This is a genomic window from Anabaena sp. FACHB-1237 (assembly GCF_014696225.1).
Taxonomy (GTDB): Bacteria; Cyanobacteriota; Cyanobacteriia; order Cyanobacteriales; family Nostocaceae; genus FACHB-1237.
The window spans coordinates 58,066-72,733 of record NZ_JACJPV010000007.1 but is presented as its reverse complement, the minus strand read 5'-3'; the positions used below and the strand labels follow the sequence as shown (position 1 = coordinate 72,733).

The 14,668-nt window shown below is 31.8% G+C and carries 10 protein-coding genes; 4 read left to right on the top strand and 6 right to left on the bottom strand.

The features are described from left to right. Positions 1 to 57: 57 nt before the first annotated feature. The 3 genes from H6F32_RS05450 to H6F32_RS05440 all read right to left on the bottom strand — a co-directional run bounded on the left by H6F32_RS05450 (position 58) and on the right by H6F32_RS05440 (position 4,439). Positions 58 to 2,553, bottom strand: a complete 2,496-nt coding sequence (locus H6F32_RS05450; protein ID WP_190368323.1) for a U32 family peptidase — start codon at positions 2,551 to 2,553, stop codon at positions 58 to 60. Between the two features lie 100 nt (positions 2,554 to 2,653). Beyond that, a complete protein-coding gene (locus tag H6F32_RS05445) occupies positions 2,654 to 3,403 on the bottom strand; it encodes a HEPN domain-containing protein (protein WP_190368322.1) in 750 nt (249 codons plus the stop codon). Then, on the bottom strand, positions 3,387 to 4,439 hold the full coding sequence (locus H6F32_RS05440) for a ParA family protein (protein ID WP_190368321.1): 1,053 nt from the start codon (positions 4,437 to 4,439) through the stop codon (positions 3,387 to 3,389). The genes H6F32_RS05445 and H6F32_RS05440 overlap by 17 nt, the downstream gene beginning before the upstream one ends. Before the next feature lie 110 nt (positions 4,440 to 4,549). Here H6F32_RS05440 and H6F32_RS05435 point away from each other — a divergent pair, with 110 nt between their 5' ends. Further along, positions 4,550 to 5,026: a BsuBI/PstI family type II restriction endonuclease gene (locus H6F32_RS05435; protein WP_190368320.1), complete on the top strand. Its 477-nt coding sequence runs from the start codon at positions 4,550 to 4,552 to the stop codon at positions 5,024 to 5,026. 18 nt (positions 5,027 to 5,044) lie between these two features. Here H6F32_RS05435 and H6F32_RS05430 read toward each other — a convergent pair whose 3' ends face one another. After that, a complete protein-coding gene (locus H6F32_RS05430; RefSeq protein WP_190368319.1) occupies positions 5,045 to 5,506 on the bottom strand; it encodes a phosphate-starvation-inducible PsiE family protein in 462 nt (153 codons plus the stop codon). 507 nt (positions 5,507 to 6,013) lie between these two features. Between H6F32_RS05430 and H6F32_RS05425 the strand changes: the two genes are divergently transcribed. Beyond that, a complete protein-coding gene (locus tag H6F32_RS05425) occupies positions 6,014 to 6,376 on the top strand; it encodes a hypothetical protein (RefSeq protein WP_190368318.1) in 363 nt (120 codons plus the stop codon). Between the two features lie 200 nt (positions 6,377 to 6,576). On the opposite strand, the gene H6F32_RS05420 is transcribed toward H6F32_RS05425, so the two are convergent. Further along, a complete protein-coding gene (locus H6F32_RS05420) occupies positions 6,577 to 7,347 on the bottom strand; it encodes a DUF4058 family protein (protein WP_190368317.1) in 771 nt (256 codons plus the stop codon). A gap of 96 nt (positions 7,348 to 7,443) precedes the next feature. On the opposite strand from H6F32_RS05420, the gene modB reads away from it, so the two are divergent. Continuing rightward, complete coding sequence (gene modB, locus H6F32_RS05415; RefSeq protein WP_190368316.1) at positions 7,444 to 9,261, top strand: molybdate ABC transporter permease subunit; 1,818 nt, start codon at positions 7,444 to 7,446, stop codon at positions 9,259 to 9,261. Positions 9,262 to 9,568: 307 nt separating this feature from the next. Here modB and H6F32_RS05410 read toward each other — a convergent pair whose 3' ends face one another. Next, positions 9,569 to 10,192 (bottom strand): 4Fe-4S single cluster domain-containing protein, encoded by a 624-nt coding sequence (locus H6F32_RS05410; RefSeq protein WP_190368315.1) that lies wholly within the window; start codon positions 10,190 to 10,192, stop codon positions 9,569 to 9,571. A 576-nt stretch (positions 10,193 to 10,768) separates the two neighbouring features. Here H6F32_RS05410 and H6F32_RS05405 point away from each other — a divergent pair. Further along, positions 10,769 to 14,632: a response regulator gene (locus H6F32_RS05405; protein WP_190368314.1), complete on the top strand. Its 3,864-nt coding sequence runs from the start codon at positions 10,769 to 10,771 to the stop codon at positions 14,630 to 14,632. The last annotated feature ends 36 nt before the right edge of the window (positions 14,633 to 14,668 follow it).

Below are 14,668 nucleotides of genomic sequence, written 5' to 3'. Positions count from 1 at the left end.
TATGTGAAATATGTATTTTACCTTAAATTGGTAATGATCTTCAAAGTAATTAACCAATTAATATTGATTACTTAAAGCGCCACGAGTTACACCTAATTGATTTTGTAACTTCAATTGTTTCCACAGATGAAAACCTGTAATTTCTCCTGCTAACAATTGTTGATAAAAATGTATTGTTTCTTGCAGTTGTGCTGGTGTTTCATTTAAAAATTCCACCCGCAAATATTGTACACCCAAACCTATTAATCTATGTACATATTCTGCACCAGTTTGAGGAGTACCATTATATACTGTATTTCGACATCCCACATCAGCTTTTAAAATGTGTTCAGTACCAACTCGATCCTTCATTTTCACATCATACTTTTCACAGGGTCTACCACAATTTGTATAGTCTGTTCCCTCAGATAAAAATGCACAAAATACGCAATGTTCCAGATGAAACATGGGAATACGTTGATGTATTGTCACTTCTAAAAATTGTGGAGGATAACTGGTAATTAAATCTTCCAATTGATGAATGTTCAAATCATAGGAAGCGGTTAATCTTGTTAAATTAAATTCTGTTTGTAAATAATCTGCTGTTAATGGGTTTGCTACATTTAAAGAAAAATCACCAATACATTTTTCATCAGCAAAATATTCTAATTGGTCATAATTTCTGATTAAATAACCATCAGCTTGAGAGTCTTTGACTTGTTTTAAAATCCAATTCTCTCCTGGTTTAGTAATCCGTGGAGGTGCAACAAAGATATTGACTTTTTTTCCTGAATCTTTAACTATTTGTACTGCTTCCTTGTAGGTGCGAGGATTTTCAAATTCACAGTATATTGTGTTAATATCTGTGGTTAAGACTGCTTGTAATTGTTGGATATTTCTGACTAAAATAATCAATTCTGGATCAGCAAAATGCACTGAAGATTTATTAATGATGATCTCTTGCCATTTTGCTTGATGATTTAATATCCATAATGTCGGTTGTGTTCTTAATTCTTCTAGCTTTGTGACAAGTTCTCGACGCATTTTATTTAATTCACTCACAGGTAACATAATATTACCAATTAAGTGATTTTGTAAATTTTCTAAATGAAATGGTGTGTTACCTAACCGGGAAAATTGTTCTGTTAATTTTTCAGTGGTTAAAGGTTTAGTATGGGCTGAAACTAGTGATATTTCCGATTCTACCTTAACTATATTACCTAATTCATCATGAGCGATCGCAATTAATTTATCATCAATTTCTCCATAGATTTCTATATTGATAGGTCTAGTAAATTGGGGATGTTCACCACTATAACTTTGCCGCAATTTTTTATCTAATTCAGGATCAGAAGTTTTCCAAACTTTATCACCAATATGAATATTTTTAAAATTCAAACTACCCTTACCAAAAGTTAAAATTACCTCCTTACCTTTTGCTAAAACTGTATATATTCTTCCTCCTTCTTCTTGCATTTCTGGATGTCCACAATCAAAAACTATACCATCTCCAGGTTTTACAGGTGCAGCGATTTTAATAGTAATTTGTTCTTGATAAATTTTAGTTACTTCACCTAAATAAACACCGCGTTTTTTACCAAATCTGGCATGAACTAATTCTTGATTATTAATACCATTAAACCAACCGGGATAAAGTCCGCGAGAAAATGCCATTTCCAGATTATATTGATCTTGTTGATTAATTTTATTAGCTTTATTAGCTTTATTAGTCAAGGAATTAGCTAGATTATCTAATGCTTTGCGATAAACTTGAGTGACATTAGCAACATATTCAGGTGCTTTCAATCTTCCTTCAATTTTCAAAGAAGTGACTCCTGATTTTACCAATTCTGGTAATACTTCCAAACCTGATAAATCTTGAGGACTAAGGAGATATTTCTGATCACCTAAATCTATCATTTTACCATCTACAATTAAATCATAAGGCATTCTACAAGCCTGAGCGCATTCTCCTCTATTTGCAGAACGTCCTCCTAATGCTTCACTAGTTAAACATTGTCCAGAATAGGCCACACATAAAGCACCATGAATAAAAACTTCTAAAGGTAAAATAATATTTTTTTCAGCTATTTGTTGTTGAATTTTATTAATTTCTTTAATTGAACATTCTCGCGCTAAAACTACTAATTGACATCCTAAAGATTTAGCAAATTGTACTCCTACCGCGCTAGTAATTGTCATTTGCGTTGATGCGTGAATAGGAAAATCTGGAGACAGATGACGAATTAAACGACAAATACCAATATCTTGCACAATAACCCCATCAACTCCCGCCGCGATGATAGTTTTGAGGTATCGCTGGGCTTCCGTGAGTTCTAGGGGGAAAATTAGGGTGTTTAATGTAATATATCCTTTGACTCCTCGGAGATGGAGAAATGCCATTAATTCAGGTAAATCAGCAAGAGTGAAATTTTGCGATCGCATTCTGGCGTTAAATTTATCTAAACCAAAATAAATTGCATCAGCGCCATTTTCTACTGCTGCTTTAGCGCATTCCCAGTTACCCGCAGGTGCTAGGAGTTCGGGGAGTTGGATGTGAGGAGAGTTAGTCATTTGATCAGGGTGATGTAAATTGATAGATTGCTATTATAGATGATTATTGTCAGTAATTGGAGGGATATTTTTGAGAAAATCACACATTTATAAAAGGCATTTATAAAATTTGATGAATACTCTCAACAACCTGCTCAATAAAATCTACTGCATCATTAACCATTAATTCATCTATAGGCCAGCGATTTCCTAAACCAAAACTAGGATCTATATCTGCGTCATGGGCAATTTTATTTCTGCGATCTACAATAAAATTAAGTTGTTGTTTAACATCTTTAGTTGTTCTACCCATTTTATTAGCTACCTCATCCCACAATTTTTTATCTGATATTAACCTAATAGCATCAGCAATTTTATCTGGATCTTGAAAACTTTTATAACTCAAACTTTCTCTAATTTCAGCTTCTAACCATGAATTGTTATTTAATCTATTTAAAATAGTATTGGAAATAATAGGAATTAAGTGAGAAATTTCATGAGATTGTTGTAAAAAATCATCTCCATAATTCTGTTGTATTTCAGTTAATATCCATGAACCAATATCTATGGCAACTTTTCTATCTTCACTCGCATTACCTAAGGAAACTTGAAACCGAGAAAAAGCTGATTGAGTAGCATTACGATTAACGGAGGGTTCTGAGCGTGTGCCACGATATATTTCTAACATTCCTAAAGTTACAACTTCATGAATATAGTAATCTAATGCACTGACAACGAGAACTAAAGCTGCCCTTAATATATCTGATAAATCTAAAGCAGCAGTAGCTTGAGATTTAATAGAATTATGCAGAGAAATTAAATCTCTAACACGCTCAATACTAATACGAAATTGATCAATGGCTGACTGCATAGGTAGATGATAGTGCAATAATTTTATCTGCTAAATCGGAAAAAGTAGCCTTAAACTCGTCCCGTTTTGCTTTATAATTTACTAAAACGCTACCTGTGTACACTAATTCTTTATCAGTCAGTTCATAGACTGGTTTACTATATTGTTGAGAAAGAGCAATCAAACTATTAAAGTCAGGAATTTTTGCTAAGGTATAATTACTAATTACTTGTTTTTTATAAGTTTCTTCAGGCAATAAAAGACCATTTTTATCTAAAACAGGTAATAATTTTAAAGTAATTGTTCTTTCTATTTTTTCTATCCAAGTTTGAAATGCTCCTGTTTCTTTAGCATTCTTAATTCTATAGTTTTGAACTATAGTTCCTAAAAATTTTAACCTAAATTCTGGAAATGGATAAGCAGATTCCTTTAATACAGGATTTGCGCTGGCCATTCTTGCCCAAGCACACCATTTTGGTAATATTCTAGCTAAAGAATCTATGGCCATGACTGAAAAGAAATCAGCAGTTGTTGGTACTAAGAAAAAGTCACTTGTCATTAATAAATTTTGATTAATTGATCCTAAGCTGGGACTCATATCAATTAAAATGTAGTCAGCATTAAATTTATTAGCTGTTTTTTCTAAAAGATCAGAAATTGCACCAGGTAAATTTTTAAGTGTCTGAATTGAACCACTGAGTTCTTGTGCAATACCTAATGTTACTTCGTATTCACCAAAACCCACATGGCCAGGTAATAAAAACAGATTCTCTTCTATCTGAATACAATCTACAGCTTTAATAGCTCTTGGTTGAGATTCAAAAGCAGGAGCTAAACCAGTTTTAATATTAGAAAAAGTTTGATAAATGTTTTCTATTCTGGCTTCATCTTCTTCTGTTTCTTCTTTTAGTGCCATTCCTGTAAGATTACATTGGGGATCAGTATCTACAAGAATGACTCTTTTTCCTTTTGCAGCAAGCATCCAACCTAAGTTAAATGTAGTGGTGGTTTTGCTTACACCACCTTTATGATTAAATAAGGCGATTTTTTGAACCATTTTTATGAACGATGTTAATTTTGATGATCAAGGTATTGCTTAATAACCTGTATTACTTATATCATATTTTTATCAAGTTGTGCTGAATAAATTTTAATGAAAGAATAAAAATGGACATTAATGATACATTAATCACACTTTCACCAGGTGGTCAAAATATTCTAATTGAGAAAATAATTAATGATTTTTGTCCACGATTTACACCTAATAGTAAAATAATTTATGTGGGTGATACAGATGATAAATTTGCCCATTTTGATCAATTAGCTTTAGCAGAATTAGGCATGAAAATTGATCCTCATGGAAAAATGCCCGATATAATGATTCATTTTCCCTCTGAAAACTGGTTAATTTTAATTGAAGCTGTCACATCTCATGGTCCCATTGATGCTAAACGGAAAACAGAACTGAAAACTTTATGTAAAAACTGTCACATACCCATTGTTATGGTGACAGCTTTTCTTAATCGTCAAGCAATGAAGGAGTATTTAACAGAAATTGCCTGGGAAACTGATGTATGGATAGCGGAAGATGCAACTCATTTAATCCATTTTAATGGTGAAAATCTTTTACAAAGTTATCAGTAATTTTCAGGATCATTTCTCTTAACTTTCTATTTCCTGATCATTAATTTTCATATAATGAAATAATGGGGACATTAATGGTAAAAGTATCAAAATACCTGCTAACACAGCTAAAAATAAAGAAAGTCCGAAAATTTGCTCCCTGGGAATTTCTAAAACACCTCTTAAAATTACTTCTCTTAATGCTGAAACAATGGTAATCTCCACTGCTGCACCAACGGAAATGCTTCGCGCTTGTAAGTAATCAATTAATAACCTAAATAACTCCACTAGAATCAAAATAAACAAAATATCTGATGTTACTTGTCTTAAATCTAAAGGATGTAAAAATGATAAAAACATATCCCCTAAACGGAGTAACATCACACAAAATAAACTCACACACAAAGAAATTACAATTACATCTTGAAAAATCTCTAAATTACGGACTATTCTATCACGTTTGAAAAGATTATTCACTTCTATCAGTAGCCATTTTGCCATAGAATTTACCAGAATGTTAGATAATAAACAGTTTGCCAAAATTAGAAATATTGATATTTCTCTGATAATCAATAAAACATAAAATATAAATAGAAAATAAAATGTTTATCCTTTACTGATTAATTTGTCAAAATTGTTCATTGTCAACATTTACTAACTACCATAATGTTTTTTATATACTGAATCAGTAATCTATCCAAGCCAAAATTTATTTAAGTTAATATCTATATCCCCTATACAAAGCCAATTTGACGGCTGAATGCTGAACAATAAATACTGACCACTACGATAAGAAACTTCATATATTTTTGTAAATTTGCTGAAGAAAATATGTAGAAAATAGGATATTCCAGATGAAAAATTATATAAAGTAGCTATGGAGTGAACGGTGATCAGATGCAAGATTTACTAACTATGAATAAATCTGGCATAATTGATAGTTAAATAATGAGTTTAATGATCAAATTGATGTCAGTATTCTGTTCTTTTGAATAAGGAAGAACTATTATGACTAAACCTTATCTATCTCCAGATGATTTGCCTTCTTTTAAAACAACACAAATCAGTGAAATATTACTGACTCAGTTGGAAGAAGCAACTAAAAACAGCTTTTACCTAGCTTGTGATAAGATAGTCAAGATTGTATTGTCTAGTTGTCATTGGTATTTCAAAATCCAAAGTGGTATTTTAACCTTAGTTCTGGTTTGTCATGATATTAATAGCTATCAAAATGTGATGACAACCGTTCCCCATTTAGCAGAAAAATTGAAGCGTTTTGCTAATAAGGCACAAATTAGTATTAGTTCTCCTATTAATAATGGCATTCCTTGGGTAATGAGTATAGATGAACCTTATCCTGATGAAGAATAATCATTAATCAGACATTAATTATATCCCTGATTTCTTGAAGAAGTCGGGGATAATTGTAAATTAATAATTGCTGGCAAGATGCCTGCACTAAGCTAATGTGCAGCACTCACTGTATAATTAAAAAACCTGAAGTTACAGTAGCACAAGCATCTTGCTTGTATTAATTATTCAAGTTAAAAGCACAACAGCTTACTATAATATTAAACTTGTAAAATTTCTCTGATCCAACTTTGTTGTTGAGAAGATAATTCTGGTTTTAAACTCTGAGTATAATCAATTGCTAAATCAAATCTTACTCCTTCATAAATTTCATTCAATAATGTTTGTAAATCTATGATAGGTTCTGTTTCTTCTGAATATAAAGGTACGGGAAGTAAAGGAATAGGTTGTGGTAAATCAAAACTATAAAGGTCTGCTTTAGGACGTTGGTAACTACGACTAACTAAAATTCGGTAACCTGCTCTTAATAAGTCAATTTCTATTAAGTGTGTGGCAGATTTCAAAATTTTTTGTCGTTTATTTTCATAAATTAATCTCCCTTCTTTAGATAGTTTGTTTTTAGGTGAAAGTATTTCAATTATCGTCACTATTTCCCGACTTTGAGTAGCTTTAATTTCTAAAAATCTCTCAATTACTTCTCCAGATATAAGTAGTTTAACTTTTGTAGGTTCGGCTATTTTTATCGCAGTTAAATCTTGATTATTTCCTAGATTATTTCCTGAATGATTTCCTGAATTATTTATTAAATTATTTATTAAATTATTCCTTTTACTAACTCCTACATCGGCAATTCCGACTAATAAAATATCATCCACACTTGTGTAAACTCGCTCTTTTAGAGAAACTCTATATTTAGGCGCGATTTTTGGAGTTAATTCATCAGCTATAGCTACTATTAACCGATTATGTACTTGATGCCATAATTCAGCTTGTTCTAAATATGGGTTCATCCCAGGAAAAGGATTTTGCATGGTATTATCTCAAAATTTATCTGAAAATTACCTAGTGTTATTATATTATATAATATATATTTCACTATAATTCACGAAATAAACAAAGTTAAAAATATGCCCCAAGATTTATCTCCTTTATGGATATCACTAAAAACTGCTTTATTTGCCACTTTTATTACCTTTTTTCTCGGTATTGCAACTGCTTATTGGATGTTAGGATATCATGGTAAAGGTAAATCTATTATTGAAGGAATATTAGTTGCTCCTTTAATTTTACCTCCTACTGTTGTGGGCTTTTTATTATTGATTTTATTTGGCAGAAATGGACCAATTGGTAAATTTTTAGAACCATTAAATGCCAATGTTGTGTTTACTTGGTATGGAGGAGCGATCGCTGCTACTGTAGTTTCTTTTCCCTTAATGTACAAAACTGCTTTAGCTGCTTTTTCTCAAATTGATGCTAATTTATTACGAGTAGCTAGAACTTTAGGAGCGCAGGAATTAACTATTTTTTGGCGTGTCAGTTTACCTTTAGCATTGCCAGGAATTATTGCGGCTGTTACTCTAACTTTTGCTCGTGCTTTAGGCGAATTTGGAGCAACATTAATGTTAGCTGGTAATATTCCTGGACAAACCCAAACTATTCCGATGGCCATTTATTTCGCTATGGAAGCAGGAGTAATTAATGATGCTTGGTTTTGGTCAACTGTTATTATGATTATCTCTCTATCTGGAATTATCACCGCTAATTTTTGGCAAGAATTTTCTCACCAGCATAAAGGGGTAAAACCAAATAACAAAAAACCTGATCACGTCCATGAATCTTCACCTATTTTTACAGAAAGTTCAACAGAAAATTCATCATCTAGTTTAATAGTTGATATTCAGAAAAAGCTGGCTAATTTTCATCTGCAAGTTAGTTTTAATAGTAATGATCAACCTTTGGGATTATTGGGTAGTTCTGGAGCAGGTAAAAGTATGATTTTACGTTGTATTGCAGGAATAGAAACTCCAACTAAAGGAAAAATTATTTTAAATGGTAGAGTATTATTTGATTCAGAAAAAAAAATTAACTTACCCATTCGTGAACGCAAAATCGGGTTTTTATTTCAAAATTATGCCCTGTTTCCCCATATTACTGTAGCTGAAAATATCGCTTTTGGTCTTCCACAAAAATCATCAAAAATCAAAATTAAAGAAGAAGTAGAAAAACAATTAATAGCTATGCACTTACAAGGTTTAGGCGATCGCTATCCTCATCAACTTTCTGGTGGACAACAGCAACGAGTTGCCCTAGCCAGAGCCTTAGCAAGTCAACCCCAAGCCCTGCTTTTAGATGAGCCATTTTCAGCCCTAGATACCCATTTACGCAGTCAATTAGAACAACAAGTTACAGAAATATTAGCAGATTATCAAGGTGCAACTTTATTCGTGACTCATAACATGGAAGAAGCCTATCGTTTATGTCCCAATTTATTAGTATTAGCTCAGGGAACAACTGCCCATTATGGTACTAAATATGAGATATTTCAAAAACCAGCTAACATGAATGTTGCCCGAATTACAGGTTGTAAAAACTTCTCCCGTACTCAGATTATTTCACCTTCACAAATAGCAGCAATTGATTGGAATTGTACATTAGAAATTAATCAACAAATCACCTCAGAAATATCTTATATTGGTATTCGCGCCCATCATTTAATTATCACTCAAAATACCCAACAAATTAACACTTTTCCCTGTTATATAGCACGGACTAGTGAAACACCCCATAGAATGACAGTATTTTTAAAACTTAATTCTCCTAGTCATGATCTTCATGATTATCATTTACAAGCAGAAATTTATAAAGAAAAATGGGCAACAATTAAAGATCAAGCCTTTCCTTGGTATGTCCATTTACATCCTGATCGTTTATTATTAATGTATTGATATATTCACCGACCTCAAGGTGCTAAAGGAGTATATTAAAAATCAAGAAAAGCCGTCAAGGACGGGGCTTGTATCCCAGATTTTTGGTCAACTATTAGCAAAATATGATTAGACAAAATAAAAAAAATTTAGGATCTTGTTGCAAGCATTCAGCATTCAGCAGTCAGGTATCAGCTAATTTCTAACAGGACGCTACGCGAACAGCCATTTACCTGAAATGTTGAAATACAAGGAATAAAAAGAAACAAATACAAAGGACTTGCTGAGAAATTTTTAAACTGACTACTGATAGCTGATAGCTGATAGCTTAAGTTAATTCCAATAAACCTTGATAACCAGTAACAATGCGACTACCATCTTTAAGAATATGTACCTCAATTTGATCACTAGCCCAACTAATTTTATTTTCAAAATCTGGATTAAAAATATTCACCCTTTGGTTACTAGAAGAAACCGGAGAATTAGGAGAATTAATAGCCAAAGATTCCACAAAAGGACCATCAATTAAAATGTCTAATTCCGCCAATAATTCTTGAGAACCAGGAGGTGCAGATTTAGATTTTAACTGTTCTAAAGTAAACCCGCTAAAAGACATCACATTTAAACCTTTAGCTTTCACCTTTCTAGCTACTTCCGCTAAAGCCGATGCTTGCCAAAAAGGCTCACCACCAGAAAAAGTGACACCGGTATTGAAAGGATTACTGAGAATATTTTCTACCAGAGTATCAATAGCCACCAATTGGTTAATTTCAAAATCCCAAGAATTGGGATTAAAGCAACCCGGACATTCTTTTTTACAACCTTGTACCCAAATTACAGCCCGACAACCAGGACCATTAACTTCCGATTTATCAATATAACCCATAATATTCAGATGTCCTGGGGGAATATCTGTAGGTTGGGTAAAGAAATTTATTTCGGTTCTTTCCATAGGGATAATTGTTTCTTAACTTTACTAATTAATTGTTAATATAGCGAGTTTTCAGAGATAAGTAGAAGATGAAAATATAAAAGAAATCAGTAAATTTTAGTGGCATTTAGCAAGTAGCCGTCCCTGAAGCGATAGAAACAATCTTCATCTTAACATTTTGTTAGATATATTCATTAAACTTAACATTTATTAATACTTATTAATAGTGAATAAATACTTAAATTATGCTCCAGAGCATAGGGAAAATCTTCAAATATCAAGTATAATTGATCTGATCATTATTTTTAGATTATCCACAATTTTTCAGTCTTTTCTCAAAATTGAGTTATTAGTCATCTGTAAAAAGACTGAAATTTCCACAATAACATTTAAAGGATCATAACTAATGACCAGATAGTTAACTTTTCGTTAACATTTGTGCATTATTGTCTTTTAAGATATTGACCAAATAATATTAGCTAACTAACATTAACTAATGATAGTGAAATGCTGACTACAATTTTAACAATTTTAACAATTTTAACAATTTTAACAATTTAAAAATTTAAAAACTCTTAGATCAGGGAATCATTAGAAATGAAAATTTTAGTTGTTGAAGATGATAAATTAAATGCTTATACACTTACCATGATTCTGGAAAATCAAAATTATGCGGTAGAAGTAGCAACTGATGGTAATACAGCATGGGAACTAATTACAACCTACGAATATGATTTAATTTTATTAGATGTCATCTTACCCCAGTTAGATGGAATTAGTTTATGTCGGAAAATTCGTTCTAGTAGTCAACAAGTTCCCATTTTATTATTAACAGGTTGTGATACTAGTCATGAAAAAGCCATTGGTTTAGATGCTGGTGCGGACGACTATGTAGTAAAACCATTTGATGAAGAAGAATTAGTCGCCCGTGTACGGGCTTTATTACGCAGAGGAAATGTATCTTCTAAGCCAATTTTAGAATGTGCAAATTTACGATTAGATCCTAGTAGTTGTGAAGTTACTTATAATCAACAAATTTTGGCATTAACCCCCAAAGAATACGCCTTATTAGAATTATTTATGCGAAATAATCGGCGAGTATTTAGTTGTGGGATGATTTTAGAACATCTTTGGTCTTATGAAGATACTCCTGGAGAAGAAGCAGTTCGCACTCATATTAAAGGCTTGCGAATGAAATTAAGAAATGCAGGAGCATCCAGTGATTTTATAGAAACAGTTTATGGTATTGGCTATCGTCTTAAATCTGAGGAAGAAAAAGAAGATGAAAAAAACTCTCTAGGAAAAGCAAAAGATAATAACAGTAAAGATACCATAACTATGGCAAAAATTAACGATATTTGGTTAAAATTTGAAGACAGAATTGATCAACAAATAACTAGCATAGAAAAATTTATCAATCACCGAGAATTACAAACAGAAGCCTATCAATCTGCCCATTCTTTAGCGGGTTCTTTAGGGACTTTCGGTTTAAATTCCGGGTCAGAGTTAGCCAAAAAAATTGAAAAATTACTAAGGTCTAGTAAAGGTTTAACAAATAAAGAAATATCTCAGCTAGAAAAATTAATCAACTTACTCAAACAGGCTGTAGAAAGTCATCATCAAGAAACAATTACTAATAATTTAAGTCAAACTGTAACGACGAATTTTAATCATAATCACATTGAAGCCACAATTTTAGTAGTAGATGATGATCCGCAAATTTTAGGATTATTACAGACATTATTAACTCCTTGGGGGATGAAAATTATTACTCTCAATGACTCACGTGAATTGTTGTCAATGTGGGAAAATCAACAATTAGATATGTTAATTTTAGATGTGGAGATGCCACATATTAATGGGATACAATTATGTCAAATGATTAGGAATCAACCTCAAGGAAGTGAGCTACCAATTTTATTTCTCACAGTTCATAATAATGCCGAAGTGGTTAATGAAGTATTTAGTGCAGGGGCTGATGATTTTGTAAATAAGCCAATTATTGAAGCAGAATTAATTACTAGAATTATTAACCGTTTAGAACGGGTAAGATTAAGAAAGAGAATAGAAAAAAGTGAAAATCATCAACTAGTAGAACGCAAAAGTCATGGTGAACATATTGAAGATAATTACCATAAATTGGTAGAAGTTTATCCCGATGGGATTTTTATTGTGCAACAGGGTAATTTTGTCTTTTTGAATAGTGCTACATTAGGATTATTTGGTGTGAGTACAAAAGCAGAATTATTAGGTAAATCAATAATGAATTTTGTCCAAGAAGGTTATCAAATACAAATTCAAGATCATCTACAAAGTGTTTTGAGAAATCAACAATCAATTACTTTACATGAAGTAGAATTTATTAAATTAGATAAAACCGTGATTGATGTACAAATTGTTATGGCTCCTTTGAGATATAAAGGAGTAGAATCAATCCAAATTATTGCTCGTGATATTACCGGACGTAAACAAACAGAGTTAGCCTTACAAAAAGCTAAAAATGAATTAGAATTAAGAGTAGCAGAACGCACAGCAGAATTAATTGCTGTCAATTATCAATTACAAATAGAACAGGAAGCATTAAGAATTTCTCAAACTCGATTTCAAGGCATTTTAAGTATTGCTGATGATGCCATTATTTCTATTGATAATGATCAGAAGATTACCTTATTTAATCAAGGAGCAGAAAAGATTTTTGGTTATAACGCCGAAGATGTTATTGGTAAATCTTTAGATTTATTATTACCTTTAAGATTTGTACAAGCGCATCATAATTATGTAGATGATTTTGGAAAAACAAATAATTCAGCAAGGAGGATGGGGGAAAGACGCGAAATATTTGGCCGTCGTCAAGATGGTAGTGAATTTGCCGCAGAAGCATCTATTTCTAAATTAGATGTGGGTGCAGAAAGTGTTTATACTGTAATTTTAAGGGATATAACAGAAAGAAGACAAATTGAAAAAATGAAAGATGAATTTGTTTCTGTGGTTAGTCATGAATTACGCACTCCATTAACATCAATTCATGGTTCTTTAGGGATGTTAAATAGTGGGTTATTACCTACAAATTCAGAACAAGGTAGGCGTTTATTACAAATTGCTACAGATAGTACAGAAAGGTTAGTGAGGTTAATTAATGATATTTTAGATATTGAAAGAATTGAATCTGGTAAAGTGAAAATGGAAAAAGAAATTTGTAATTTATCAGATTTGATTAATTCAGCGTTAAATGTGATGCAGTCTTTAGCAGATAAGGTTAACGTTAATTTATCTATTTCTAGTTTGCCTGTAAAAATTTGGGCTGATCCTGATAGAATTGTGCAAGTTTTTACTAATTTATTGAGTAATGCCATTAAATTTTCTGTTGCTGGTTCCACAGTTTATTTAATAGTAGAACAACAAGAGGATCAATTATTAGTGACAGTAAAAGATTCTGGTAGAGGTATTCCAGCAGATAAATTACATAGTATTTTTGAGAGATTTCAACAGGTAGATTCTTCTGATTCTAGGAATCATGATGGTACAGGTTTAGGATTAGCAATTTGTAAAAGTATAGTGCAACAACATGATGGTTCTATTTGGGTAGAAAGTGTTTTAGGATCAGGTAGTAGTTTTTATCTTACTTTGCCAATTTTAGCAATTTATCCTGATATAGCAGTTAACCAAAGTGTTAATAGAACACCAGTTATCAATAAAAATAAATCGCCTTTAGTGTTAGTATGTGATGATGATCAAGCAATTTTAGCAGAGTTAAAATCCTTATTAAAAAAAGGTGGATATCGAGTGATTACAGTGGCTAGTGGAGAAGAAGCGATCGCCTCCGCAATTACCTATCAACCTGATGTTATTTTACTAGATTTATTAATGCCAGAAATGAATGGTTGGGAAACAATGGCCATCTTAAAAGAACGTGAAGATACTCAACATATACCGATTGTTATTTGTAGTGTTTACAAACAAAATCATAGCCATGCCACTAGTAAAGATTTTGTAGATTGGATCAGTAAACCCATAGAGGAAATATCATTATTACATTCCTTAAAACAAGTTATTTCTGAACCTTTGAAAAAATTGAAGATATTAATAGTAGAAGATGATCAAAATCTGGCAAAATTATTAGTTACAGTATTTGAAAGGCATGAAATTGAAACATTTTTAGCAAAAACTGGACAAGAAGCAATTCATTTAAGTCAAAAAGTTCACCCAGATTTATTAATTCTGGATTTAATTTTGCCAGGCAGTGATGGCTTTACTGTAGTAGATTGGTTAAAACAACATAATCAACTGTGTAATATTCCTTTAGTGATTTATTCGGCTAAGGATTTGGATGAATCGGAACACAATCGTTTAAAATTAGGATATACAGAATTTTTAACCAAGGGGAGAATCACAACTCAAGAATTTGAACAAAGAATTATGGACTTATTACAACGTATAACTCATAATTTAGGTGATAACTAACAGTAAAAAGGATACATTTGTAATTACCAATTACCA